The sequence below is a fragment of the Pseudomonas sp. TS_SC_3 genome (assembly GCF_056156225.1).
On sequence record NZ_CM149586.1, the window covers coordinates 2339612 to 2364598 of the forward strand.

Sequence of the window (24987 nt, forward strand, 5' to 3'; positions counted from 1 at the left end):
AGACAAAAAAAGACCCGCAATTAACGCGGGCCTAAAGTGCAGGCGAAGCGCCTGCAGCAGGGATAAAAAAATCCGATAGCCGAAAGGGCGGTACACGCTGGCTACCGGATTGCGCAGTCGTTTTAGGCGGCAAATTCCTCTTCGCTAAATGCCATCAGCGTGGCTTTGCCGGCCTTCACCTCAGCCAACAGGCTGTGGGTTTCCGTCAGGATGCGCGCCATGAAGAAGTCTGCCGACTTCAACTTGGCACCGTAGAACGGGGTTTCTGTGCTGCCTTCGGCCAGCTTGGCTTTCGCCACTGCGGCCATACGTGCCCACATCCAGGCCAGGCTGGTCAGCGCAAACAAGCGCAGGTAAGGCGTAGCTGCAGCACCGGCTTGCTCGGGGTCTTTCATGCCTTCGCTGGCAATCCACAGGGTGGCTTGCTGCAGCTGCTTGAGTGCCGAGCCAACCTCAGTCACGTGATCAGCTTCAGCGTTGGCCTTGAGCCAACCCTCGACCAAGGCGAAGTAGTTGCGCACTGCGCGGCCGCCGCCCAAGCCCAATTTACGCCCAACTAGGTCAAGCGCCTGAATGCCGTTAGTGCCTTCATAGATGCGGGTAATGCGCGCGTCACGCACCAGCTGCTCGATGCCCCAGTCTTCGGTGTAGCCGGAGCCACCCAGCACCTGCAGGCCTTCGTTGGCGCTGTTAAAACCTTCATCAGTGAGGAAAGCTTTGACCACCGGAGTCAGCAATTGCACCAGGTCATCGGCCTGTTCACGCACGGCTGGGTCTTCATGGTCGTGGGCAACGTCCTCGTGCAGACCAGTGAAATAGGCCAGCGCACGGCAGCCTTCGATCATCACCTTCTGACGCAGCAACATGCGCCGTACGTCAGGGTGCACGATGATCGGGTCAGCCGGTTTATCCGCCGCTTTCGGGCCGGACATCGAACGGCTTTGCAGACGGTCTTTAGCGAAGCCCAGGCTGACCTGATAGGCGCTTTCAGCAATACCAAGACCCTGCATGCCGACCATCAGACGCGCCGAGTTCATCATGGTGAACATGCACTTGAGGCCCTTGTTCGGCTCGCCAATTAGCCAGCCTTGTGCACCTTCAAAATTCATTACGCAGGTGGCGGAGCCCTTGATGCCCATCTTGTGCTCAAGGCCACCGCAGAACGCTGGATTGCGACTGCCGTCCTCAAGGAACTTGGGCACCAGGAACAGCGAAATACCTTTGACGCTGTCCGGCGCATCCGGAAGTTTGGCCAGCACCAGGTGCAAGATATTGTCGACCAGATCATGTTCACCGCCGGTGATCCAGATCTTGGTACCGCTGATGGCGTAGCTACCATCAACCTGCGGTACGGCGCGGGTGCGAATCAGCCCCAGGTCCGTGCCGCACTGCGGCTCGGTCAAGCACATGGTGCCTGTCCACTCACCACTGATCAGCTTGGGCAGGTAACGCTCCTGCAGCTCACGGGCGCCGTGTGCCGTAAGTGCGTTGATGGCACCATGGGTCAGGCCGGGGTACATGCCCAGTGAAAGGTTGGCCGAGCAAACCATCTCTTCAACCATCATGTTCAGTACATGCGGTAGGCCTTGGCCGCCAAACTCAGGCGTGCAGGCAAGAGCCGTCCAGCCACCCTCGGCAAATTGCTTGTAGGCTGCACGGAAGCCATCGGGGGCTTTGACCGCCTTGGTGGCGGGATCGTAGTGGCAGCCTTGCTTGTCACCTGGACCATTCAACGGGGCGAGTACGTTTTCCGCCAGTTTGGCGGCTTCTTCTAAAATGGCGCCACCGAGGTCGTCTCCGAACTCGCGCTGACTAGGCAGCGACTGCAAGGTGGCATAAGCGTCGAGCACCTCGTCAAAGACGAAACGCATATCTCGAAGGGGTGCGCGGTATTGGGTCATGTTGCTGAGTCCTTAAGCTGTACAAGTGGATACAAGCTATACACAAACAAACAATGTATAGCTTTTGTACAGCCAAACACCGCGTACGGCAAGCGTTTTTCTGTACAAGATGTACAACTAATCAAAATTACTCTGACGTCGCAGGCACGCGAAAGCACGGCTGCCATTGCGGCAACCGGGACTTTTCAGGCGTATTTGGGAGGGGGAATCAGGTATCCAGACGCCCAGCCAGGAACTGCTGCAGGCGGCGCTGCATCAAGTGCCCTTCATTACCTAGGCAGGCAATCGGCGAGCCGCTAAGGCTCTCTTCGGCCAGATCAGCCCCATCGCCTGCCATGACCAGCGGGCAATCCAGCGCCAACGCCAAGCGTGATAACTGCTTGGGCAAATCATCACTAGGCGGCTGATTGGAGAACAGCACCAGCGCCTGAGGCTGCATTTTTTCGCAAATCAGCGTCAGCTCTTCCAGCGGCTGACCCAGCCCGAGCACGCTGACAGCGGTATCGGCACTGCTCAGCAGCAACCCAGCCACCAGCAACTCCAGCTCACGGCAATGACCCGGCAGCGCGGCTAACAGCACGCGGTCTTCCACCTGGGTACGCAGTATCTGCAACCGCTGCAAGGTGCGGGCGCGCAGGAAGGTGTCAAGGAACAACCATTCGCTGGTCTGGCCGTATTCGTCCTGACGCAGCAACAGTTCCTGCCACAGCGGCATGAGGATGTCCTGGAACACCACGGGCAGTGGGTAGCTGGAGAATACCTGGCCGTACAGACGGTCCAGACGCACCTCATCAAAGGCACTGACGGCGCGGCGCAACTGGGCTTGCCACTCGCCCCACTCGCTGGCGCTGACCTCTTCATAAAGCGGCGAGCTGGCGGATTTGATTGAGCTGCTTTTGGCGAGAATCTTGCCGACTTTGCTCACCGCCACGCCGCGCTCAATCCATGCCAGGATGCTGCGCACCGACTCAATGTCAGCCTGCGAATACAAGCGATGACCGCTGTCGGTGCGGGTTGGCTGGATCAGCCCATATCGTCGCTCCCATGCCCGCAAAGTTACCGGATTGACGCCGGTCAGGCGCGCCACCTCACGAATAGGAAATAACTCTTCCTGCTTGAGGGCACTCGAAACGAGAGACGACGTACCTACGAGATCGGACATAGAAGGGGGATATCACAGAAAAATGTTGCGCGCATTGTAACTCAGCTATTTAGCGCATACTTTGTACAAAACCTATACAGAGGCTTAGACAATGATCAAGCAACCTCACTGGCCACTGACACTCTATTACGATGGCGACTGCCCGCTGTGCGCTCGCGAAATTCAAGTGCTGCGCAAACGTGCCAGTCGCGAGCGCCTGACGCTGGTCGACATCAGCCAGAGTGATTTTGAGGTGGAAACCACCGGCCAGTCCAAAGAAACGCTGCAAAACCGTTTGCACGCACACTTTGCCGATGGCCAATGGGTTACCGGCCTGGATGCCACGCTGTGGAGCTGGCGCGCTGCCGGCCTTGATCGCTGGGCGGCGCCACTGACCTGGCCGGTCTTACGCCCTGTGTTGGAGTTGGGCTACCGGTTGTTCTGCCGGTTACGCCCGCACCTCACCTGGTTGCCTCACCCAGACGGCAGCCAGCGCTGCAAAGATAATCAATGCAGCACCAGCAACCGCCCTGAGTAGCTCACTTGCGTACAAGCCACAGCCCCGGATCAGGCTCCAACATCCGCGGGCGTCCGATGATTTCATCGTGGCTTTCCGTTTGCAGCAGTAACACCTGCTGCACGCCACAACGCCGCAGGCAATCCTTGGCCTGCGCCAGCTCAGGCCAGAATGGCCGCCCCGCTGCATACATCAAGGTATGCACATCCCCGGTACGGGTTACTACCTGCACCCGGTAACCGCAGCTGCGCAGCGTCAGCACTTCAACATGGCTGACCCGCCCACACAGCACCGCCACATGTAACTGCCAAGCTTTCATGAGCCACACCTGTACAAGAAAACCTATCTTGTACACGATAAAAACAATTTTATTCAGCCCGCGCTAATAAAAAATAGCGATACAACTCAATGAAATAGGCAATTAATCGACTAAAGCCTTAGTAACCTTACAGCCCGCATGGTTGTACAAAGTGCATTGCTGGTATAACTTTAATCTCGGTTCAGTCGAGGCCGCGCCCTACTGGTCAGGTACCCGACGCAGCGTCGCTGAACCCACCTTTTTTCTACTGCCGAGTCGACCATGAGCGCCAGCGCCGCCCCCATCTTGATTACCGGAGCTAGCCAACGTATCGGCCTTTACTGCGCAGAGCGTTTGCTGGATGACGGCCACTCGCTAATCGTTACTTACCGCAGCGAGCGTTCGGGCATTGATGTACTCAGACGACGTGGCGCACTGGCGCTGCCGGCGGACTTTTCCAGCGAAGCCGGCATCTTGGCGTTTATCGAAGAGTTACAGCAGCACACCGACAGCCTGCGCGCCATTGTGCACAACGCTTCCGGTTGGCTGGTCGAGACGCCAGGGGAAGAAGCGGCGGCCTTCACTCAGTTGTTCAACGTACACATGCTTGCCCCGTACTTGATCAACCTGCATTGCCAGGCGCTGCTTGAACGCTCCACCCCAGCTGACATTGTTCATATCAGCGATGACGTAGCCCGCAAGGGCAGCGCCAACCGCCCAGCTTACTGCGCCAGCAAAGCTGGGTTGGACAGTCTGACCTTGTCATTTGCCGCGCGCTTCGCGCCGCAAATCAAGGTCAACGGCATCGCCCCTGCACTCATCATGTTCAACACGGACGACGACGCCGACTACCGCAGCAAAACCCTTAACAAATCGGCTCTGGGTATCGAACCCGGGCCACAGGTGATCTACCAAAGTTTGTGCTACTTGCTCGACAACCCTTATGTCACCGGAACCACACTGACAGTCAACGGCGGCCGCCACCTCAAATGAGCCGGGCCGCGAGGACCTTTGCAATGACCCATGAAATGCTCGACCACTACCGTGAAATCATCCTTGGCGTAGGCGAAAACCCTGAGCGCGAAGGCCTGCTAGACACCCCCAAGCGCGCCGCCAAGGCCATGCAGTACCTGTGTAATGGCTACCACAAGAGCTTGGACGAAGTGGTTAACGGCGCCCTGTTCGAGTCGGATAACGACGAGATGGTGATCGTGCGCGACATTGAGCTGTACTCGCTGTGCGAACACCACATGCTGCCGTTTATCGGCAAAGCCCATGTGGCCTACATTCCGACCGGCAAGGTACTTGGCCTGTCCAAAGTAGCGCGCATCGTCGATATGTTCGCCCGTCGCCTGCAGATTCAGGAAAACCTGACCAAGCAGATTGCCGATGCGATTCAACAAGTAACCAACGCCGCAGGCGTGGCCGTGGTGATCGAAGCCAAACACATGTGCATGATGATGCGCGGTGTAGAAAAGCAGAATTCGGTGATGACCTCCTCCGTGATGCTCGGGGCCTTCCGTGAATCCTGCAACACTCGACACGAATTCCTGCAACTGATTGGACGGGGTAAATAATGCCGCGACTGGAACCTGGAATGGCGCGCATCCGCGTCAAAGACCTGCGCCTGCGCACCTATATCGGCATTAAGGAAGAGGAAATCAACAACAAGCAGGACGTGTTGATTAACCTGACCATCCTGTACCCAGCCCTGGATGCGGTGCGTGACAACGACATCGACCATGCGTTGAACTACCGCACCATCACCAAAGCGGTGATCCGTCACGTTGAAGAAAACCGCTTCGCCCTGCTGGAGCGCATGACCCAGGAAATTCTCGACCTGGTGATGGCCAACCCGGATGTACGCTACGCCGAGGTTGAGGTCGACAAACTGCATGCCCTGCGCTTCGCCGAGTCGGTGTCGATCACCCTCGCCGGGCACCGTTAAGCCAACCGCACGACTGTGCATTGCATGACTCCCGGCGCGCCCTGCGCCGGGGCCGTTGCCGCCAGGCAGGCATGCTTCTATCATCGCCGCCACGCCTCCCCCGCCTGCTTACAGAGAGCCTCGTCATGACTGATCAAGAACGCCTCGAACTTGAAGCTGCTGCCTTCCGCCATTTACTGCACCACCTGCGCTCACGCTCCGACGTGCAGAACATCGACATGATGAACCTCGCCGGCTTCTGCCGGAATTGCCTGTCCAAGTGGTACAAAGCCGCCGCCGATGACATCGGCGTCGCCATCACTCCCGACCAGGCCCGCGAAGAGGTCTACGGCATGCCGTATACCGAGTGGAAAGCCAAATTTCAGAAAGAAGCCAGTGCCGAGCAGCAAGCTGCCTTCGCTAAAGGAAAAGATGCATGAGCACCCTGCACGACTTCCGCGCCACGCTGCGCAACGAACAGTTCACCTTTGCCGAAACCCTGGCGTTTATTGCCGAGCACTACCACTACCAGCCCAGCGCCTTTGATAACGGGGCCGTGCACAACCCAGCCGGACAGAACGAAGGCTCGTGCAAAACTCTCGGCCTGGCACTACTCGAAGGCTTCAGCCCGGAAGAAACCCTGCTGTGCTTTGGCGAGCATTACCGCAGCGTGCTGGCCACCCCAACTGGCAGCGACCACGGCAATATCCGCGCCCTGATGGACACCGGCCTGGCAGGCGTACGCTTTGAACAACCCTCGCTGCAGCGCAACGGCGCGTAATGATGTAGCTGAGTCGGTGCGCTAAAAACCCTCAAGGGCAACGACCAACGTTACCTCGGCTGGCAAAACTACGGCGAACGATCAAGTCGATGAAAAAATGCCGCGCACTGAACACAGCGCGCGGCATTAAAACGTTAATCCGCGTTTTTACAGGCTAGGGCTTATTGCCCGTCGAGATATCGCTCCACATCCAGCGCCGCCATGCAGCCGGCGCCGGCCGAAGTAATCGCCTGACGATAGACATGGTCGGCCACATCGCCGGCAGCAAACACGCCGGGCAGGCTGGTCGCGGTGGCATTGCCTTCACGACCACCGTTGACCACCAGATAACCATCCTTCAACGCCAGCTGCCCCTCGAACAACGAAGTGTTCGGCGTGTGGCCGATGGCGACGAACAGACCGTCAACGCTCAGCTCATCGAAGCTGCCATCATTGTTCTTCACCCGCACGCCGGTCACGCCCATGTTGTTGCCGAGCACATCATCCACCTCGGCGTTGAGCTTGAGCACAATCTTGCCTTCGGCCACCCGCGCTTGCAGTTTGTCCTGCAGGATTTTCTCGGCGCGGAAGGTGTCGCGGCGGTGTACCAGGGTCACCTTGCTGGCGATATTGGCCAGGTACAGCGCCTCTTCCACCGCCGTATTGCCGCCACCGACCACTGCCACCTCACGATTGCGGTAGAAGAATCCATCGCACGTGGCGCACGCAGATACGCCCTTGCCCATAAAACTTTCTTCGCTGGGCAAGCCCAGGTAACGGGCGCTGGCACCGGTGGCGATAATCAACGCATCGCAGCTGTAGGTGCCGCTATCGCCCACCAGGGTGAATGGCTTGGCGGCGAGGTCCACGGCATTGATATGGTCATAAACGATTTCAGTCTCGAAGCGCTCGGCATGCTGCTGCATACGTTGCATCAACGCCGGCCCTGTTAGCCCATGTACATCACCCGGCCAGTTGTCCACCTCGGTGGTGGTGGTCAGTTGGCCACCAGCCTGCAGGCCGGTGATCAGCAGCGGTTTAAGATTGGCCCGGGCAGCGTAGACCGCCGCGCTGTAGCCGGCAGGGCCGGAACCGAGAATGATCACACGGGCATGACGATCAGCAGACATCAACAGCTCCTCCCGGCAATGCCGGTAGCAACACAATAAAAGAGGGCATCCACGAATACCTGGGGAAGGCAGTAAGGTTGGAAGCCCCGCAAAGGGATGCCGCGCAGCCTATGCGCGCCTGCGAAATGGCGGAAATATGCATTACCAATCCCCTGCATAGACACGCGCTATAACGCGGGCAGGCAATCGTTAGCGCCCGTTGCAGAGGCTTTCACCGACCCTGTAAAGCCGGTAAGGTCGGCGCCACTTCAACCTCGCGGAGACTCTCCCCATGCACGCTCCCGTACTGACCGGCCCGCAATACCTCAGCGAGGGCCTGAAATTGGTCCTGAGCCCTGGCTTGCGTCTGTTTGTGCTGCTGCCCCTAACGATCAACCTGATCCTGTTTATTGGCCTGATTTACCTGGCCCTGCAGCAGTTCGGCGGCTGGGTCGATACCTTTATGCCCAGCCTGCCGACCTGGCTGAGCTTTCTTGAGTACGTGCTGTGGCCACTGTTTGTGGTGCTGGTTCTGCTGATGGTTTTTTTCAGCTTCACCCTGCTGGCCAATATTATCGCCGCGCCGTTTAACGGCTTTCTCGCGGAAAAGGTCGAGGTGGTGGTGCGCGGCGAAGACCCTTTCCCGGCCTTTCGTTGGGGCGAACTGATTGAAATGGTGCCGCGCACCCTGAGCCGCGAGCTGCGCAAGCTGGGTTACTTTCTGCCACGCGCCATCGGCCTGCTGATCCTGAGCTTTATCCCGGTGGTCAACCTCATCGCCGCGCCGCTGTGGCTGCTGTTTGGCGTATGGATGATGGCGATTCAGTACATCGACTACCCGGCTGACAACAACAAAATGAGCTGGCAGGACATGCTTGCCTGGCTGCGTGAAAAACGCTGGCAGAGCCTGGGTTTCGGCGGCATCACCTACGCCGCCCTGCTGGTGCCAGGACTGAACATCCTGATGATGCCAGCCGCCGTGGCCGGCGCGACGGTGTTCTGGGTGCGTGAGCGCAGTGATACGCAGGTCATAAACCCGCAACGCTAATGTCATATTCACTACATGGCGGCAGCCGACACTGCTGCCATGAACGCATCGACCTCGCTGCACATCGCCCTAATCACCGAAACCTTTCCGCCGGAAATCAACGGAGTGGCCAACACCCTCGCCCGCCTGGTGGAGGGGCTGCGTGGGCGCGGTCATCATGTACAGCTGGTTCGCCCCCGGCAGAGCGTCGATCCGCGCTGCGCTGCCAATCAGGATTTATTGCTAACTCGTGGCTGGCCGCTGCCCGGTTACCCCGGTTTGCAGTGGGGTCAATCGTCAATGCACAAGCTGCTGCGCAGCTGGCAACGGCAACGCCCGGACGTGCTGTACATCGCCACTGAAGGCCCTTTGGGCCTGTCTGCTCTGCGCGCTGCGCGGCGTCTGCAGATTCCGGTGGTCAGCGGCTTTCACACCAACTTTCAGCATTACACCGAGCATTACGGCTTCGCGATGCTGAGCCGCGCCCTCATCTATTACCTGCGCTGGCTGCATAACCGTTCGCAAATGACTTTAGTGCCCAGCGTTAGCCAGCAAATCGAGCTGCAACGCCGTGGCTTCAACAACCTGGCATTGCTCGCGCGCGGCGTCGACAGCCAACTGTTCCGCCCGGCCAAACGCTGCTCAGCCTTGCGCGAGCGCTGGGGTCTGGCGGAGCAGGACATCGCCATTGTGTATGTCGGGCGCCTGGCGCCAGAAAAAAACCTGGCGCTGCTCAGCACCAGTTTTCAGGCGTTGCAGCGGGCTCATCCGCAGCAGCGTTTGAAGTTGATCCTGGTCGGCGATGGCCCGCAACGCGCTAGCCTGCAGCAACAACTGCCCGACGCGATATTCTGCGGCCTGCAATGCGGTGAAGCACTGGCGGCGCATTACGCGTCAGGTGATGTGTTTATGTTTCCCAGCCTGTCGGAAACCTTCGGCAATGTGGTGCTCGAAGCCCTGGCGTCAGGGCTTGGCGTGGTGGCATTTGATCAGGCGGCAGCCGCGCAACATATCCGTCACGGGCATAACGGCGTGCTGGCAAGGCCCGACGATGAGCAGGGGTTTATCGACGCCGCCAGCTGGCTGCTAACGGACCAAGAGAGCTTGCGCCGGGTGCGCCTCAACGCCCGGCTACACGCTTCACGCCAAGGCTGGCCGGCGATTGTCGAGCTGTTCGAGCAGCATCTGCGCAGCGCCATGCAGCCTGCGCAAGCGTTGCCGGCTGGCCGAGCGCAGCATTAACGTGAACATCGGTAGGGGGCGCTTTAGCGGCGCGCTTTCAGCCGCGGTTATCGCGGCTGAAACTCCTCTTACAACTGCACCTCCAGACGCTTGATCAGCTGTACACCCTGAGCACTGATCGCCGCGCCATAGGCCAGCACTTCCACACCGGCGCTGACCGCCTCACGCAACGCAGCGGCGTAGGCAGGGTCGATTTCCTCGGCCGGGCGCACGGCATCAATGTCAGTCAAGTTGACGCAATACAACTGCACCGCCCGCACACCGTCACGTGCCAAGGCTGCCAGTTCGCGCAGGTGTTTGCTGCCGCGCTCGGTGCGCGCATCGGGAAAAGCGGCGACGCGGCTCTCGGCGAACCCCAGGGTGACGCTCTTAACTTCAACGAACGCCGCACCCGCGGGGAAGTCGAGGCGAAAGTCGATCCGGCTGCGTTCCTTACCGTAAGGCACTTCGCGCTTGAAGCTGGTAAAGCCGTTCAGCTCGGTGATCAGCCCGACGCGCAGGGCTTCTTCCACCAGGGCATTGGCGCGTCCGGTGTTGATCACCGCCAAGCGGCCATGCGGGGTTTCGCCAATCTCCCAGGTGCCCGGCAGTTTGCGTTTGGGGTCGTTACTGCGACTGAACCAGATGCGCGCGCCCTCGCTCATGCAATTGAGCATCGAGCCGGTATTGGCGCAGTGGATGGTCAGCTGCTCGCCGCTGGCAGTCTCGATATCAGCGAGAAAACGCTTATAGCGGCGCAACAGACGGCCTTCTTCCAGCGGCGGGTCAAACTGCATGGGCCTGCCAACTGCTCAGGCCACGCTTGATGCGGTCAACCGCCTGCTGCAGACGCGGCAGATCCTGGGTGTAGGCAAAACGCACATGCTGCGTGGCCTGATAGCGGCCGAAGTCCAGACCGGGGGTAAAGGCTACATGTTCGGTCTCCAGAAAGTGCTGGCAGAAGGCAAAGGCATCGCCGCCGAAGGCGCTGATATCGGCATATAAATAGAAGGCGCCCTCCGGCTCCACGGCGATCTTGAAGCCCAACTCACGCAACGCCGGCAGGAGGAAATCGCGGCGGCGCTGAAACGCGTGGCGGCGTTGCTCGAGAATCTCCAGCGTCTGTGGTTCAAAGCATGCCAACGCCGCATGCTGGGCCATGCTTGGCGCGCTGATATAGAGGTTCTGCGCCAACTTCTCCAGTTCAGGCACGGCGGCCGGTGGCGCCACCAGCCAGCCCAGGCGCCAGCCGGTCATGCCGAAGTACTTGGAAAAACTGTTGAGCACAAAGGCTTCGTCGTCCACTTCCAGCACGCTGGCCGCCTCTACGCCGTAGGTCAGGCCGTGGTAAATCTCATCCACCACCAGATGACCGCCACGCGCTTTCAGCGCCTGCGACAGCCCGCCCAGCTGATCACGGCTAAGCAAGGTGCCGGTCGGGTTGGCTGGGGATGCCACCAGTGCGCCCACGCTGTCTTTATCCCAATGCCGCGCCACCAATTCAGGCGTCAGCTGGTAACGCACCTCTGGCCCAACCGGCACCAGCTGCGCGGCGCCCTCAACCAGGCGCAGAAAATGGCGATTGCACGGGTAACCGGGATCGGCCAGCAGCCAGTGTTTGCCAGGGTCGACCAGCAAACTGGTGGCCAGCAGCAACGCCCCCGAACCGCCCGGGGTAATCAGAATGCGCTGCGGGTCGATATCCAGACCGTAGCGCTGGCCATAAAAACCGGAGATCGCTTCACGCAGGGCTGGCAAGCCGCGCGCGGCGGTGTAGCGCGTATGCCCATCGGCCAGGGCCGCCTGCCCCGCCGCAACAATCGGCGCGGCGGTGGTGAAATCTGGCTCGCCGATTTCCAGGTGAATCACATCATGGCCGTCGGCCTGCAACTGGTTGGCCCGAGCCAGCAACGCCATCACGTGAAAAGGTTCTATGGCGCGGCTGCGCGCACTGTAGGACTGGGCCATGGGGCTGCCTTGGTCTGAATAAAGAGGCGGATTCTAAAGCATACCCGTGCCAGCTTCGACAACCGGGAGTGGCGCGGGCTGAGTTGTTCTGGTAAGTTCGCCCGCTTGCAGCCGCAGGGCCAGTTCTACTCGACGTAGAACGGGCAAGGGACACCGTCCTGCGCAGTGGATTAGAAGAGTGAGAGGCGGTCATCCATGCCCACCAAAGCAAAAGCAAAAAGCAGTCAACTGACCCGTGGTTTTGAGCCCTACAAGGAAACAAAGGGCGAGGAATACATGAGTGAGCCGATGCGCGCCCACTTCACCGGCATCCTCAATAAGTGGAAGCTGGAATTGATGCAGGAAGTTGATCGTACTGTGCACCACATGCAGGACGAAGCAGCCAACTTCCCCGATCCAGCGGACCGTGCCAGCCAGGAAGAAGAATTCAGCCTGGAACTGCGCGCCCGTGATCGCGAGCGTAAGCTGATCAAGAAGATTGACGAAACCCTGCAACTGATCGAAGACAACGATTACGGCTGGTGCGATTCCTGTGGCGTCGAGATCGGCATCCGCCGACTGGAAGCCCGCCCCACCGCGACCTTGTGCATTGATTGCAAGACGCTGGCGGAAATCAAGGAAAAACAGGTCGGTTCCTGACCTAACCCAGAGGGTGCTTCGGCACCCTCTGTTGTTTCTGTCCCCCGTGCGCAACCGGCAGTCCTTCGCCCGTATGAACACACCTGCTTATATCGGTCGCTTCGCCCCCACCCCAAGCGGTTACCTGCACTTCGGCTCATTGGTCGCAGCGTTGGCGTCGTACCTTGACGCACGCGCCGTAAACGGCCGCTGGCTGCTGCGCATGGAAGACCTCGACCCACCCCGTGAAGTCGCCGGCGCTCAAGATGCCATTGTGCAAACCCTGGAAAGCTATGGCTTTGAATGGGATGGCGAACTGGTACGGCAAAGCACTCGCCACAACGAATATGCCGCACTGGTCGAGCGCTTGCTGAGTCAGGGCCTGGCGTACGCCTGCACCTGCTCACGCAAGCAGCTGGAAGGCAGCCACGGCATCTACCCCGGCACCTGCCGCAATGCTGGCCATAGCCTGGATGGCGCGGCCATTCGCCTGCGTGTACCGGAGCTGGTTTATCACTTTACTGACCGGGTGCAGGGTGATTACCGTCAGCATCTGGGCCGTGAAGGGGGCGACTTTATCATTCGTCGCCGCGATGGTTTGTTCGCCTACCAGCTGGCGGTGGTGCTTGATGATGCCTGGCAGGGCGTGACGGATATTGTTCGCGGCGCCGACTTGCTCGACTCCACCCCGCGCCAGCTCTACCTGCAAGAGCTGCTCGGCCTCCCCCAGCCGCGCTACCTGCATGTGCCCCTGATCACCCAGCCGGATGGCCATAAGCTGGGCAAGTCCTACCGCTCGCCTCCCCTACCCGCCGACCAGGCCAGCCTGCTGTTGATCCGCGCCCTGCGCGCCCTTGGCCAAACCCTGCCAGAGGGCGCCGCTTACGGCACACCCGCCGAACTGCTGCACTGGGCCAGCCAGCACTGGGATGCCACGCGTATTCCACGCAGCCTGACCCTGGCCGAAGCCCAACTGCGCTAAGCCCGGCTATGTCCGCTAGCGCACAGAGGCGCTCAAAGCCGGTGCTGTAGGGTAACGACAATGCTGCGACAGCATGCCTTTCGATGGCACAGGTTATCCCGGCCAGCGCGGCTCTAAGTCTTGGCTGTTGGTCGGCCACAGCCGCCTTAACGGCCAACCGGCAAAACCAGCACAACGAAGCAACAGGGGCACGCCAGTCGTGACTTCGTAGGTCCGCTGTCGCGGTCTCTCAGATGGGTGTTACACCCGTCGCGCATGCCAATGATGGCTGGAACCGCGCCCCATGACCTCAGTCTTCACCGCCCTACTTCGCCCTGCTGCACCGTCGCCATGGCGTGATAACGCCCCCGTGCGCGAAGAACTGTTCGGCCTCGAACGCCTTGAACAACATGCGGCCACCCTGGCTGCCGCGCAAACGGTCAGCACCCGACCGCCGCGGGTGCTGTCGCTGCACCGTCGCCTGAATGACAACGCCAACGTGCTGCTGGCCGCCTACCGTGCCAGCGCCGCCGAACTGGCCAACGGTCGCGGTGTGGTGCCCGCCGCAGAATGGCTGCTGGACAATTACCACCTGGTGGAAGAGCAAATCCGCGAAATCCGCGATGACCTGCCGCCCGGTTATTACCGGCAACTGCCCAAATTGGCCACTGGCCCCTTTGCCGGGTACCCACGGGTGCTGGGCCTGGCCTGGGCGTTTATCGCCCACACCGACAGCCATTTTGACCCACAGATACTGCAGCGCTATCTCATCGCCTATCAGCAGGTGCAGCCGCTGACGATTGGCGAACTGTGGGCGGTGGCGATCACCCTGCGCATTGTGCTGATCGAAAACCTGCGCCGCCTGGCCGACCAGATGACCGCCGGACGCCTGGCACGGGCCGACGCCGACAACCTGGCCAACCGCCTGCTGGGTAAAGGCGTGAGCCACGCCATCCTCGACAAGGACCTCAGCGAGCGGGCACGCACGCCATTGAGCGAGCCCTTTGCCGCGCAACTGGCCAAGCGCCTGCGCGACCACGACCCGCTCACCACACCCGCGCTGGGCTGGCTGGAAGAGCGCCTCGGCGCCCAGGGCAGCAGCATCGATGAAGTGGTGCAGCACGCGCAGCAACGTCAGGGCGCGTCGAACCTCACCGTGCGCAATATCATCAACAGCATGCGCCTGATTTCATCCATCGATTGGGCGCTGCTGTTTGAAAGCGTCAGCCTGGTGGATGCCTGCCTGGCTGAAGGCAGCGACTTCGCAGCGATGGATTTCGCCACCCGCAACCAATACCGCAGCGCCATCGAGCAACTGGCGCGCGGCAGCGCCTGTACCGAGCTGGAAGTAGCCGAGCAGGCGCTGCGGGCCGCGCAACAGGCGCATGTTAGCCACGCGGGTAACAACGACCCACGCCTCAGCGACCCCGGCTACCACCTGATCGCCGAGGGTCGCCTGGCCCTGGAGCAACACATCGGCTTTCGCCCACCGCTACGCCTGCACATCAGCCGTGGCCATATTCGTTTGGGCATGCCCGGCTATGTCGGCGCCATCGTCAGCGTGGCCGGCGTATTGCTGGGCCTAGCGCTCTATTTATTGGCGAGCCAGGGGGTGAGCGCCGGCTGGTTGCTGGCGCTGGGCGTGCTGGGCTTTTTGCCGGCCAGCGAAGTGGCCACCGCGCTGGTTAACCGCGCCGTCAGTGCCAACTTTGGCGCCGTCGGCTTACCCGGTTTGGAGCTGATTGACGGCGTCCCCAGCCACCTGCGCACGCTGATTGCGGTGCCGACGCTACTGGGCAGCGAAGCAGACCTGCTGGAACAAATTGAGCGCCTGGAAGTGCATCACTTGTCCGGCCACAGCGGCGACTTGACCTTCGCCCTGCTCACCGACGGCCTGGACGCCGCGCAGGAGCATGTGCCCGGCGACACAGCCCTGCTGCAACGGGCCAGCGCCGCTATCAGCCAGCTCAACCAACGCTATGGCCCCGGCGAGGCCGGCAGCCGCTTTTTACTCTTGCACCGGCGGCGCCAGTTCAACACCAGCGAGAAGGTGTGGATGGGCTGGGAGCGCAAACGCGGCAAGCTGCATGAACTCAACCGTTTACTGCGCGGCGCCGCTGACACCAGTTTTGTTCCATTGCCGGGGCTGACCCAGCGCATCCCCAATGATGTGCGCTATGTGATTACCCTGGATGCGGACACACGCCTGCCGCGTGACGCAGCCCTGCGCTTGATCGGCAAAATGGCCCACCCGCTGAACCGGCCACGCTTCAACACCGAGCTGCAACGGGTGGTGGGCGGCTACGCGATTTTGCAGCCCCGGGTCACCCCCTCACTGCCTTTGCAACGTGAAGGCTCGCTGTATCAAAAAGTTTTCTCCAGCCCCGGCGGTATGGACCCCTACGCTGCCGCCGTCTCGGATGTGTACCAGGACCTGTTCGGCGAGGGCTCCTTTACCGGCAAGGGTATCTACGACATTGATGCCTTCGAAGCCGCGCTGGCCGGGCGGGTGCCAGACAACAGCATGCTTAGCCATGACCTCTTCGAAGGGGTTTTCGCCCGCGCCGGGTTGGCCTCGGATGTCGAAGTGGTCGAGGAATTCCCGTCGCGTTATGACGTGGCCAGCAAGCGCCAGCACCGCTGGACCCGGGGCGACTGGCAGCTGCTGCCGTGGATACTCGGGCCATTGCGCGGCAAACAGGGGCTACCCAGCACCGGCCGCTGGAAAATGCTCGATAACCTGCGTCGCTCTGTGCTGGCCCCGGTCACCCTCGCCGCGCTGGGCCTCAGCTGGCTGCTGCCGCTGCCTGCCGCACTAACGGCCAGCCTGTTGTTGGTGGCTAGCCTGCTGATTCCGCCACTGTTGCCGCTGTGCTTCGGCCTGCTGCCCGCCCGTAGCGGGATTCGCTGGCGCAGCCACATGGCCAAACTGCGCGATGAGCTGCTGCTGGCGTTGCAGCAAAGCGCGCTGAGCCTGACGTTTCTCGCCGACCAAAGCTGGCGCATGCTCGATGCCATCAGCCGCACCCTGTTCCGCCTGCTGATCAGCCACCGCCACCTGCTGGAATGGACCACCGCCGCACAAACCGCCATCAGCCCACGCCTGACCTTGCTGGGCTTTTACCGCGGCATGGCCGGCGGCACAGTGCTCGGCCTGCTGTTGTGCGGCGTGGCGTTAGCCTGGGCACCGGCGAGTTGGCCGGTGCTGCTGCCTTTTGCCCTGCTTTGGCTCAGCGCGCCAGCGATTGCCCGCCTGGTCAGCTGCTCGCCGCCCGTGGCCAAACGCTTGCTGGTCGACGCTGCGCAAACCACTGAGCTACGTCTGATTGCCCGGCGCACCTGGCGCTTTTTTGAAACCTTCGTCAGCAACGCAGACAACCAACTGCCGCCGGATAATTTCCAGGAAGCCCCCAAGCCGGTCATCGCCCACCGCACCTCGCCCACCAACATGGGCCTGTACCTGCTGTGCGTGATTGCCGCCCGCGACTTTGGCTGGGCCGGCACCCAGCGCAGCCTGGCGCGCCTGCAAGCAACACTGACGGTGATGGAACAACTGCAGCGCCATCGCGGGCATTTCTTTAACTGGTACGACACCCAAGACCTGCGCCCATTGGCGCCGGCCTATGTGTCATCAGTCGACAGTGGCAACCTGGCTGGCCACCTGCTGGTGGTCGCCAATGCGTGTGAGGAATGGCTCACCACCCCGGTCAGCGCCGATGCCCGTCTGGGTCTGCATGACACCCTGCAACTGGCCGACAGCGCACTGGCCGCCCTGCAACTGGGCAGCAGCGAGCGCGGCCAGCAATTACAGGAGTTGCTCCAACACATCGCCGCCGGCCTCGACGGCGCGCAGTCCCTGCCCAGCCTATTGCCCAGCCTGCTGCGCCTGAGTGAAAAGGCCGCGCAACTGGCCAGTGGCATCAACCATCCCGACGGCGATGAATACACCGCCGACCTGCTGTTCTGGCTACACGCACTGAGCCAGGCCATGGCCGACCTGCAGCAAGATGCGGTGCTGACGGACGCGCAACAGGCAGAGTTGCACAACCACTTGCGCGCGGTTGCCGAGCAAGCGCGCAGCATGGCCCTGGCCATGGATTTTGCATTCCTGCTGGAACCGGAGCGCAAACTGCTGTCGATTGGCTTTTGCCTGACCGACAACAGCCTCGACAGCAGCTGCTATGACCTGCTCGCCTCCGAAGCACGCCTGGCCAGCCTGTTCGCCATTGCCAAAGGCGATGTCAGCACCCGTCACTGGTTCCGCCTGGGCCGCACCGCCACACCGCTGGGCAACGGCTCGGCGCTAATCTCCTGGTCCGGCTCGATGTTCGAATACCTGATGCCGTCCCTGGTGATGCGCGCGCCGGCCGGTAGCCTGTTGGAGCAAACCAACCGCCTGGTGGTGCAGCGTCAGGCGGCGTATGGGCAGTCGCTGAACATCCCCTGGGGCATCTCCGAATCGGCCTACAACGCGCGCGATCTGGAGCTGACCTACCAATACTCGAACTTCGGCGTACCGGGCCTGGGCCTCAAGCGCGGGCTGTCCGCCAACCGGGTGATAGCACCCTACGCCACCGGGCTAGCCACCATGGTCGATCCGCAGGCCGCGCTGGCCAACTACCAACGCCTGGCCGAGATGGGCGCCCTGGGGCGTTATGGCTATTACGAGGCGCTGGATTTCACCCCCACCCGCCTGCCGGACGACCAACCCTTCGCCATCGTGCGCACCTTTATGGCCCACCACCAGGGCATGAGCATTATCGCCATTGCCAACACCCTGCATGACGGCCAGATGCGCGAACGCTTCCACCGCGAACCGATGATCAAAGCCTGCGAATTGCTGTTGCAGGAACGCATGCCGCGCAATGTTGCCGTGGCCCATCCCCGCGCTGAGGAAGTCAGCGCCTGCGCTAAAGATGCCAGCAGCGCGCAACTCAGTGATCGCCGGCTTAACCACTTCAACGGCAACCCACCCATCACCCACTTACTCAGCAATGGCCGTTACAGCGTGATGCTCACCGCCAGCGGCGCGGGTTACAGCCGCTGGCGCGACATCGCCATCACCCGCTGGCAGGAAGACAGCAGCCGTGATCAGTTCGGCTCGTTCATTTTCTTTTGGGACACGCAGAACGACAGCCGCTGGTCCATCGGCGCGCAGCCCAGCGACAGCATGCCCTACAACGAAGTGGTGTTCGCCGAGGACTACGCCAGCTACAGCCGCCAGGACGGCAACCTCACTACCGTTCTGGAAATACGGGTATCCGGCGAAGATGACGGCGAAGTGCGCCGCGTTTCACTGACCAACAGCGGCCGTGTGGCGCGTGAAATCGAGCTGACCTCTTACGCCGAACTGGTGCTGGCCAGCGCCGCCAGCGACAACGCTCACCCGGCGTTTTCCAAGCTGTTTGTGGTCACCGAATACCTGCCTGCTTTTGGCGCGCTGATTGCCACGCGCCGCCCGCGCAGCGCCAATGAGCCGCCCTTGTGGGCCGCGCACTTCACCGTGGTGGAAGGTGAGCTGAGCGCCGAGCCGCAGTACGAATCCGATCGCGCGCGTTTTCTGGGGCGCAGCTGCGCACTGCACGCGGCGGCGGTCATTCGCCAAGGCCAGCCCTTGTCCAACACCGTTGGCACCGTGCTCGACCCGGTGTTCTCGCTGCGCCAGCGCGTGCTGGTCGGCCCGGGGAAAATTGCCCGCGTGGCGTTCTGGACGCTGGTGGCGCCGTCCCGTGAAGCGCTGCTCGACATGATCGACATGCACCATGACCGCAGCGCCTTCGAGCGGGCGAAAACCCTGGCCTGGACCCAAGCCGAGGTGGAGCTGCGCCATCTCGATATGCACCACGCCGAAGCCGCCGACTTTCAGCGCCTGGCGGCTCCCATTTTGTTTGCGGACGCACGCTTTCGGGCACCGGCCGGCAGCCTGCTGCGCGGCTTGGGCAGCCAAGCCGGGCTGTGGTCACAGGGCATTTCCGGGGATTTACCGATTGTGCTGCTGCGCATCGCCGACATCGAAGACATCGGCCAAGTGCGGCAACTGCTGCGCGCCCACGAGTACTGGCGGATGAAGCGCCTAGCGGTGGACCTGGTGATCGTTAACGAGCACGCCTCCTCTTACCTGCAGGACTTACAGGTGGCCATCGAAACCGCCGTGCGCAGCAGCCAGTCGCGCCCGCGCTTTGCCATGGAGCTGGCGCAGGGCTCGGTGTTTGCCTTACGTGCGGACCTGCTCAGTGGTCACTTCCGCGAGCTATTGCACGCCGTCGCCCGCGTCGTATTGGTGGCGCATCGCGGCCCGGTGGCCGAACAGCTGGCGCGGATTGAACCCACACCGCCGCCCGTGCCTGCCTGCCCCAGCAGTCACAGCGCCCAACACATTGCCGTGGTGCGTGCGCAGCCGCTGTCCGCGCCGCTGGAGTTCGCCAACGGCCTGGGCGGGTTTGACCTGGATGGCCGCGAGTACGTGGTGCACCTCGACGGCTGGAGCAACACCCCAGCGCCGTGGATCAACGTGATTGCCAACGCGCAGTTTGGCTTTCAGGCCTCGGCCGAAGGCAGCGGCTACACCTGGGCCGACAACAGCCGGGAGAACCAGCTCACGCCGTGGTCCAACGACCCAGTCAGCGACCCGCCGGGCGAGGCCCTGTATGTGCGCGACGAAGACAGCCTGGCGCTGTTCAGCCCCACCGCCCAACCGCTGCGCGACAGCGGTCACTATGAGGCGCGCCATGGTTTTGGTTACAGCAGCTTCAGCCACCAGGCGGATGGCATCGCAATGGAGTTGTTGCAGTACGTGCCGCTGCACGACCCGATCAAAATTTCCCGGCTGACCCTGCGCAACCTCTCCGACCGCCCGCGCCGGCTGAGCGTCAGCGCCTATGCCGAGTGGGTGTTGGGCACAACCCGGGCGGCCAGCGCGCCGTTTATCATCAGCCACCAGGACAGCGCCACCGGTGCCCTGCTGGCGCGCAACCCCTGGAGCATCGCCTTTGCCGGGCGTAGCGCATTCAGTGACCTGGGTGGCCGGCAAAGCAGCTGGACGGCCGACCGCTGTGAATTTATCGGGCGCAACGGCAACCTGGCGCAGCCCGCGGCGCTGGGGCGACAGGTCAACCTGAGTGGGCGCCTGGGCGCCGGGCTCGACCCCTGCGCCGTGCTGCAATGCCAACTGGAACTGCAGCCCGGTGAAAGCACTGAAGTGCTCTGGCTGCTCGGCCAATGCGCCAGTGAACAAGACGCCAGTGCGTTAATTGAACGCTATCGCCAGGCCGACCTGGACGCCGTATTGGCTGAGGTGCAAGCGCACTGGCAACAGCTGCTTGGCGCCGTACAGGTGCACACGCCAAGCCGCGCCATGGACATCATGCTTAATGGCTGGCTGCTCTACCAAACCCTGGCGTGCCGTATCTGGGCGCGTTCTGCCTTCTACCAGGCCAGCGGCGCCTATGGTTTTCGCGACCAATTGCAGGACGGCATGGCGCTGACCTTCGCCAGCCCGGCAATGACCCGCGCGCACATACTGCGCGCCGCCAGCCGCCAGTTTGTTGAAGGCGATGTGCAGCACTGGTGGCTGCCGCATTCCGGCCAGGGCGTGCGCACGCGCATCTCCGATGACCGGGTGTGGCTGGCCTACGCCACCGCGCAATACATCCAGTGCAGCGGCGATGCAGCAATTCTCGATGAGCAGTTGGACTTTCTGGAGGGCCCTCTGCTCGCCGCTGGCGAGCACGATGCGTTCTTCCAGCCGATGCAGGCCGATGCGCCCGCCTCACTGTTCGAGCACTGCGCCCGAGGCCTGGATCAATGCCTGCAACTGACCGGCGAGCTGGGCCTGCCGCTGATGGGCGGCGGTGACTGGAACGACGGCATGAACCGCGTGGGTGAACACGGCAAAGGTGAAAGCGTGTGGCTGGGCTGGTTATTGCTGCGCACCATCGCGCTGTTCGCGCCCTATGCCGCAAAGCATGACAACGCCCGCGCAGCGCGCTGGCAGGCCCATGCGGTCTCACTCCAAGCGGCGCTGCACACGCATGCCTGGGATGGCCAGTGGTACCGCCGCGCGACCTTTGATGACGGCACCTGGCTCGGCTCGGCGGCAAACAGCGAATGCCGGATCGACTCGATTGCTCAGTCCTGGGCGGTGCTCTCGGGTGGGGCCGACCCGCTGCGCGCCAACATGGCCATGGGCGAATTGCAGCGCCAGCTGGTTCGTGAGGAAGACAACATCGCCCTGCTGTTTACCCCGCCGTTTGACCAAACGCCGCTGGAACCCGGCTATATCAAGGGTTACCCACCTGGCCTGCGCGAGAACGGCGGGCAATACAGCCATGCCGCCATGTGGGCGATTCTGGCGTACTGCCGGCTGGGTGCCGGGAACGAGGCCTTCGCCCTGTTTGATCGGGTCAATCCGATCAACCACGGCAACAGCCCTGAGGCGTGCCAGCGCTATAAGGTCGAACCCTATGTGCTGGCCGCCGACGTGTACGCCGTCGCGCCGCATGTCGGCCGTGGCGGCTGGACCTGGTACACCGGAGCGGCCGGCTGGATGCACCGCGCCGGCGTTGAGGGGATTCTCGGCATTAGCCGTGAGGGGCAATGGCTGCTGGTTAACCCGTGCATCCCAGCCGACTGGCCGGGCTTCAGCGCACAAATACAGCTGGGCGACAGCCATTATCAGATTCAACTGAGCAACCCGGCGGGGCGCAGCCAGGGCATTCGTCAGGCCTGGCTGGACGAGCACCCGCTTGATTGCAGCCAAGGCCTGATAAAGGTGCCGCTGGATGGCAGCGCCCATCGCTTACGCCTGGAGCTGTAACCCCGCCCCAGCCGGCGATAAGTCGGCTGGGGCGCCCAGGGCCGCTGATGCTCTGAGCTAAAACGACAAAGCCCAACACGGCATGTCAGTGCCTGTTGGGCTTCGCTGCGTGCATAAAGCGTTTAACCGGTAACGCGCGTCCAGTAGCGGGTCAGATTCGCCCCAGCAGCAGTAACACGATCAGCACGATCACCACCACACCCAACCCGCCCGTAGGCCCGTAGCCCCAGCTTCGGCTATGGGGCCAGGCCGGTATGGCGCCGATCAGTAACAGCACCAACACGATTAATAAAATAGTACCCAGGCTCATGGCGTTCTCCTTGGATGAGTCACTGCTGTGCGCCGCAAAGCAGGTGCCGAATGGCACCCAAGCGCTCAACCATCCTGTACGCCATTACAGACAGCGTCTGTGCGCTATCGAACCGACGGGTTCAACCCTACTGCGCCGCCAAAGCCCCATCCACAAGCTGCTGCGCTTCACTGAAAATGCGCTGCAGGTGCGCTTCGTCGCGAAAGCTCTCGGCGTAGATTTTGTAGATGTCTTCGGTGCCCGATGGCCGCGCGGCGAACCAGCCGCCCTCGCTGATCACCTTGATGCCGCCAATCGCCGCACCGTTGCCCGGCGCTTTGTCGAGCACCTGGGTGATGGCGTCGCCCGCCAACTCGCGGTTGCTGATCTGCACGGGCGAGAGCTGGCTCAGGGCTTTTTTCTGCGCAGGGCTGGCCGGCGCATCAACGCGGTCGGCATAAATCGCACCGAACTCATCACTCAAGCCCTGGTACAACTCGCCGGGCTCGCGGCCGGTCACGGCGGTCATCTCGGCGGCCAACAGCGCCAGGGCGATGCCGTCCTTGTCGGTGGTCCACACCTGGCCATCGCGGCGCAGGAAGGTCGCGCCGGCGCTTTCTTCACCGCCAAAACCGAGGGAGCCATCGAACAGACCGCCGGCAAACCATTTGAAGCCCACCGGCACTTCCTGCAGCGGCCGGCCCAAACGTGAAGCAACACGGTCGATCATCGCGCTGCTGACCAAGGTTTTGCCCACGGCGGCCGTGGCGCTCCACTGCGGGCGGTGCTGGAACAGGTAATCGATAGCCACGCTGAGAAAATGATTGGCCGGCAGCAAGCCAACGCTGGGCGCGACGATGCCGTGGCGGTCGTAGTCGGTGTCGCAGGCAAAGGCGATGTCGTAGCCGTTTTTCAGGCCAATCAGACGCTGCATGGCATGACTGGAGGATGGGTCCATGCGGATCTGTCCGTCCCAATCCAGGCTCATAAAGGCGAACTGCGGATCAACAATCTCGCTCACCACCTGCAGATTAAGGCCGTACTGCTCGGCAATGCGGCCCCAGTAATGCACCCCTGCGCCGCCCAGCGGATCGACGCCCAGGCGCAGGCCAGCCGCGCGGATCGGCGCGAAGTCGATGACGTTGCCCAGGTCATTCACATAGCTGGCGAGGTAATCGTATTCCTGCACATTGGCCGCCTGCCGCGCCTGCGCCAGGGGCATGCGCTTGACCTCACGCAGGCCGCCTTCGAGCAGCGCGTTGGCGCGGTTCTGCACCCAGGTGGTGATGTCGCTGTCAGCCGGGCCGCCATTGCTGGGGTTGTATTTAAAGCCGCCGCTGTCGGGTGGGTTGTGCGAGGGGGTGATCACAATGCCATCGGCCAGCATGCGGCTACGGCCGCGGTTGTACACCAGAATGGCCTGGCTGATCGCTGGCGTCGGGGTGAACTCACCGCCCGCCGAGATCATGGTTTGCACGCCATTGGCCGCCAGCACTTCAATCGCGCTGTCCAGCGCAGGCGCCGACAGCGCATGGGTGTCAGCGCCAATAAACAGCGGCCCAGTAATGCACTGAGCGGCCCGGTAATCACAGATCGCCTGGCTGATCGCCAGCACATGCGCCTGGTTGAAGCTCTGCGCCAGGGAGCTGCCACGATGCCCGGAAGTGCCGAATGCCACGCGCTGGGCCGCGACGGTGAGGTCCGGCGTCAGGTCGTAATAAGCCGCCAGCAGCGCGGCGATGTCGGTCAACGATGCAAGAGGTGCCGGCTGACCGGCCAAAGGGTGAATACGCGGGTTCACAACGGGCTCCAGATAATCGCGGGACGGCGAAAAGTGCCAGTCTAGCAGCCTGCTGGGGCTAACCGGGCCGGCTTTAATCGGTAGGGGGCTATGTTCGATAACGAACAGACATGGCGTTGACAATCGCCGAATCTGCTAGTGCGCCTCCCTCGTCTTGCCGCGTGGGAAGCTGCCTTATAGATGCGCGGGGATCCTCCCAGTCCACCTGGGATGACCACTGCGTACGCCGATACTGCAGTTGTCGACGTCATGTCGTGAGCCATTCGCGATGGCTGGACGTTGTGCGTTTAAGGAAAGACGCCTAGCAAACGTTCACTATCGTGGAGGAGATCACATGCACACGTTCGCATACGCACGTTCAGCCGTTCAGCACAGCGTCTTGGTACTGTTGTTACTCAGCACGGGGGCACAGGCCGAGGTGCTATTTGCCCCAGCGGTATTCATTACTGCGACCCCGCCGCCGCCAGCAGCCGAAAGCACTCGCAGCGGCCTCCTGACCACCGCCCTGCAACCTGCAGCAGCAACCCGCCAACAACCCGCCAGCAGCCCGCCCAACCCATGGATCGGCCCATCGCACCCCCAGCCCAGCATTCATGCGCCGCAGCCACCCAAGCTGCGCTTCTGAAACAGAAGT

The 24987-nt window shown here is 61.9% G+C and carries 20 protein-coding genes; 12 read left to right on the plus strand and 8 right to left on the minus strand.

Annotated elements, in window-relative coordinates:
- Positions 1 to 122: 122 nt before the first annotated feature.
- Together AC0J6G_RS11335 and AC0J6G_RS11340 are read right to left on the minus strand one after the other, a co-directional pair.
- The gene (locus AC0J6G_RS11335) at positions 123 to 1901 is read right to left on the minus strand and encodes an acyl-CoA dehydrogenase C-terminal domain-containing protein (RefSeq protein ID WP_475247779.1); all 1779 of its coding nucleotides are present in this window, start codon (positions 1899 to 1901) and stop codon (positions 123 to 125) included.
- Positions 1902 to 2109: 208 nt separating this feature from the next.
- A complete protein-coding gene (locus AC0J6G_RS11340; RefSeq protein WP_475247781.1) occupies positions 2110 to 3063 on the minus strand; it encodes a MerR family transcriptional regulator in 954 nt (317 codons plus the stop codon).
- A gap of 91 nt (positions 3064 to 3154) precedes the next feature.
- Here AC0J6G_RS11340 and AC0J6G_RS11345 point away from each other — a divergent pair, with 91 nt between their 5' ends.
- Complete coding sequence (locus AC0J6G_RS11345) at positions 3155 to 3580, plus strand: thiol-disulfide oxidoreductase DCC family protein (RefSeq protein ID WP_475247782.1); 426 nt, start codon at positions 3155 to 3157, stop codon at positions 3578 to 3580.
- 1 nt (position 3581) lies between these two features.
- Here AC0J6G_RS11345 and AC0J6G_RS11350 read toward each other — a convergent pair whose 3' ends face one another.
- Positions 3582 to 3878: a DUF6482 family protein gene (locus AC0J6G_RS11350; protein ID WP_475247784.1), complete on the minus strand. Its 297-nt coding sequence runs from the start codon at positions 3876 to 3878 to the stop codon at positions 3582 to 3584.
- Between the two features lie 261 nt (positions 3879 to 4139).
- On the opposite strand from AC0J6G_RS11350, the gene folM reads away from it, so the two are divergent.
- The 5 genes from folM to AC0J6G_RS11375 all read left to right on the plus strand — a co-directional run bounded on the left by folM (position 4140) and on the right by AC0J6G_RS11375 (position 6565).
- A complete protein-coding gene (gene folM, locus AC0J6G_RS11355; protein WP_475247786.1) occupies positions 4140 to 4850 on the plus strand; it encodes a dihydromonapterin reductase in 711 nt (236 codons plus the stop codon).
- A gap of 35 nt (positions 4851 to 4885) precedes the next feature.
- Positions 4886 to 5434, plus strand: coding sequence for a GTP cyclohydrolase I FolE (folE, locus tag AC0J6G_RS11360; RefSeq protein ID WP_475253700.1), 549 nt, complete (start codon positions 4886 to 4888; stop codon positions 5432 to 5434).
- Positions 5434 to 5805, plus strand: coding sequence for a dihydroneopterin triphosphate 2'-epimerase (gene folX, locus AC0J6G_RS11365; RefSeq protein WP_475247788.1), 372 nt, complete (start codon positions 5434 to 5436; stop codon positions 5803 to 5805). Before folE ends, folX begins: the two co-directional genes overlap by 1 nt.
- A gap of 125 nt (positions 5806 to 5930) precedes the next feature.
- On the plus strand, positions 5931 to 6224 hold the full coding sequence (locus AC0J6G_RS11370; RefSeq protein ID WP_475247790.1) for a DUF1244 domain-containing protein: 294 nt from the start codon (positions 5931 to 5933) through the stop codon (positions 6222 to 6224).
- Positions 6221 to 6565 carry a HopJ type III effector protein gene (locus AC0J6G_RS11375; protein ID WP_475247792.1) on the plus strand — a complete coding sequence of 115 codons (345 nt, stop codon included), beginning with the start codon at positions 6221 to 6223 and terminating at the stop codon, positions 6563 to 6565. The genes AC0J6G_RS11370 and AC0J6G_RS11375 overlap by 4 nt, the downstream gene beginning before the upstream one ends.
- Before the next feature lie 161 nt (positions 6566 to 6726).
- Here AC0J6G_RS11375 and trxB read toward each other — a convergent pair whose 3' ends face one another.
- Positions 6727 to 7674 (minus strand): thioredoxin-disulfide reductase, encoded by a 948-nt coding sequence (gene trxB / locus AC0J6G_RS11380; RefSeq protein WP_475247794.1) that lies wholly within the window; start codon positions 7672 to 7674, stop codon positions 6727 to 6729.
- Positions 7675 to 7945: 271 nt separating this feature from the next.
- Between trxB and cysZ the strand changes: the two genes are divergently transcribed.
- Entirely contained in the window at positions 7946 to 8701 is a 756-nt protein-coding gene (cysZ, locus tag AC0J6G_RS11385) for a sulfate transporter CysZ (RefSeq protein ID WP_475247796.1), read from the plus strand.
- A 15-nt stretch (positions 8702 to 8716) separates the two neighbouring features.
- Complete coding sequence (locus AC0J6G_RS11390) at positions 8717 to 9922, plus strand: glycosyltransferase family 4 protein (RefSeq protein WP_475247798.1); 1206 nt, start codon at positions 8717 to 8719, stop codon at positions 9920 to 9922.
- 68 nt (positions 9923 to 9990) lie between these two features.
- Here the strand turns inward: AC0J6G_RS11390 and sfsA are convergent, their stop codons facing one another.
- Together sfsA and AC0J6G_RS11400 are read right to left on the minus strand one after the other, a co-directional pair.
- Entirely contained in the window at positions 9991 to 10698 is a 708-nt protein-coding gene (gene sfsA, locus AC0J6G_RS11395; RefSeq protein ID WP_475247799.1) for a DNA/RNA nuclease SfsA, read from the minus strand.
- Positions 10688 to 11869, minus strand: coding sequence for a pyridoxal phosphate-dependent aminotransferase (locus tag AC0J6G_RS11400; RefSeq protein WP_475247801.1), 1182 nt, complete (start codon positions 11867 to 11869; stop codon positions 10688 to 10690). The genes sfsA and AC0J6G_RS11400 overlap by 11 nt, the downstream gene beginning before the upstream one ends.
- A gap of 195 nt (positions 11870 to 12064) precedes the next feature.
- Between AC0J6G_RS11400 and dksA the strand changes: the two genes are divergently transcribed.
- The 3 genes from dksA (at position 12065) to AC0J6G_RS11415 (ending at position 22263) form a co-directional block, all read left to right on the plus strand.
- Positions 12065 to 12508 (plus strand): RNA polymerase-binding protein DksA, encoded by a 444-nt coding sequence (gene dksA / locus AC0J6G_RS11405; RefSeq protein WP_475247803.1) that lies wholly within the window; start codon positions 12065 to 12067, stop codon positions 12506 to 12508.
- Between the two features lie 73 nt (positions 12509 to 12581).
- Entirely contained in the window at positions 12582 to 13469 is an 888-nt protein-coding gene (gluQRS, locus tag AC0J6G_RS11410; RefSeq protein ID WP_475253702.1) for a tRNA glutamyl-Q(34) synthetase GluQRS, read from the plus strand.
- A 283-nt stretch (positions 13470 to 13752) separates the two neighbouring features.
- Positions 13753 to 22263: a GH36-type glycosyl hydrolase domain-containing protein gene (locus AC0J6G_RS11415; RefSeq protein WP_475247805.1), complete on the plus strand. Its 8511-nt coding sequence runs from the start codon at positions 13753 to 13755 to the stop codon at positions 22261 to 22263.
- Positions 22264 to 22414: 151 nt separating this feature from the next.
- Here the strand turns inward: AC0J6G_RS11415 and AC0J6G_RS11420 are convergent, their stop codons facing one another.
- Positions 22415 to 22573, minus strand: a complete 159-nt coding sequence (locus tag AC0J6G_RS11420) for a DUF3309 family protein (RefSeq protein WP_475247807.1) — start codon at positions 22571 to 22573, stop codon at positions 22415 to 22417.
- A gap of 127 nt (positions 22574 to 22700) precedes the next feature.
- Positions 22701 to 24353, minus strand: a complete 1653-nt coding sequence (gene pgm / locus AC0J6G_RS11425; protein ID WP_475247809.1) for a phosphoglucomutase (alpha-D-glucose-1,6-bisphosphate-dependent) — start codon at positions 24351 to 24353, stop codon at positions 22701 to 22703.
- A gap of 334 nt (positions 24354 to 24687) precedes the next feature.
- Here pgm and AC0J6G_RS11430 point away from each other — a divergent pair, with 334 nt between their 5' ends.
- Complete coding sequence (locus tag AC0J6G_RS11430; RefSeq protein WP_475247811.1) at positions 24688 to 24978, plus strand: hypothetical protein; 291 nt, start codon at positions 24688 to 24690, stop codon at positions 24976 to 24978.
- Positions 24979 to 24987 lie beyond the last annotated feature (9 nt).

What these genes read in the sequence shown, in the direction of transcription:
- dksA (WP_475247803.1), top strand. Translation starts at nt 12,065, where the DNA reads ATGCCCACCAAAGCAAAAGCAAAAAGCAGTCAACTGACCCGTGGTTTT.
- folE (WP_475253700.1), top strand. Translation starts at nt 4,886, where the DNA reads ATGCTCGACCACTACCGTGAAATCATCCTTGGCGTAGGCGAAAACCCT.
- folM (WP_475247786.1), top strand. Translation starts at nt 4,140, where the DNA reads ATGAGCGCCAGCGCCGCCCCCATCTTGATTACCGGAGCTAGCCAACGT.
- AC0J6G_RS11400 (WP_475247801.1), bottom strand. Translation starts at nt 11,869, where the DNA reads ATGGCCCAGTCCTACAGTGCGCGCAGCCGCGCCATAGAACCTTTTCAC.
- AC0J6G_RS11420 (WP_475247807.1), bottom strand. Translation starts at nt 22,573, where the DNA reads ATGAGCCTGGGTACTATTTTATTAATCGTGTTGGTGCTGTTACTGATC.
- AC0J6G_RS11390 (WP_475247798.1), top strand. Translation starts at nt 8,717, where the DNA reads ATGGCGGCAGCCGACACTGCTGCCATGAACGCATCGACCTCGCTGCAC.
- cysZ (WP_475247796.1), top strand. Translation starts at nt 7,946, where the DNA reads ATGCACGCTCCCGTACTGACCGGCCCGCAATACCTCAGCGAGGGCCTG.
- AC0J6G_RS11345 (WP_475247782.1), top strand. Translation starts at nt 3,155, where the DNA reads ATGATCAAGCAACCTCACTGGCCACTGACACTCTATTACGATGGCGAC.
- trxB (WP_475247794.1), bottom strand. Translation starts at nt 7,674, where the DNA reads ATGTCTGCTGATCGTCATGCCCGTGTGATCATTCTCGGTTCCGGCCCT.
- AC0J6G_RS11370 (WP_475247790.1), top strand. Translation starts at nt 5,931, where the DNA reads ATGACTGATCAAGAACGCCTCGAACTTGAAGCTGCTGCCTTCCGCCAT.
- AC0J6G_RS11415 (WP_475247805.1), top strand. Translation starts at nt 13,753, where the DNA reads ATGACCTCAGTCTTCACCGCCCTACTTCGCCCTGCTGCACCGTCGCCA.
- folX (WP_475247788.1), top strand. Translation starts at nt 5,434, where the DNA reads ATGCCGCGACTGGAACCTGGAATGGCGCGCATCCGCGTCAAAGACCTG.
- AC0J6G_RS11430 (WP_475247811.1), top strand. Translation starts at nt 24,688, where the DNA reads ATGCACACGTTCGCATACGCACGTTCAGCCGTTCAGCACAGCGTCTTG.
- AC0J6G_RS11335 (WP_475247779.1), bottom strand. Translation starts at nt 1,901, where the DNA reads ATGACCCAATACCGCGCACCCCTTCGAGATATGCGTTTCGTCTTTGAC.
- gluQRS (WP_475253702.1), top strand. Translation starts at nt 12,582, where the DNA reads ATGAACACACCTGCTTATATCGGTCGCTTCGCCCCCACCCCAAGCGGT.
- AC0J6G_RS11375 (WP_475247792.1), top strand. Translation starts at nt 6,221, where the DNA reads ATGAGCACCCTGCACGACTTCCGCGCCACGCTGCGCAACGAACAGTTC.
- sfsA (WP_475247799.1), bottom strand. Translation starts at nt 10,698, where the DNA reads ATGCAGTTTGACCCGCCGCTGGAAGAAGGCCGTCTGTTGCGCCGCTAT.
- AC0J6G_RS11350 (WP_475247784.1), bottom strand. Translation starts at nt 3,878, where the DNA reads ATGAAAGCTTGGCAGTTACATGTGGCGGTGCTGTGTGGGCGGGTCAGC.
- AC0J6G_RS11340 (WP_475247781.1), bottom strand. Translation starts at nt 3,063, where the DNA reads ATGTCCGATCTCGTAGGTACGTCGTCTCTCGTTTCGAGTGCCCTCAAG.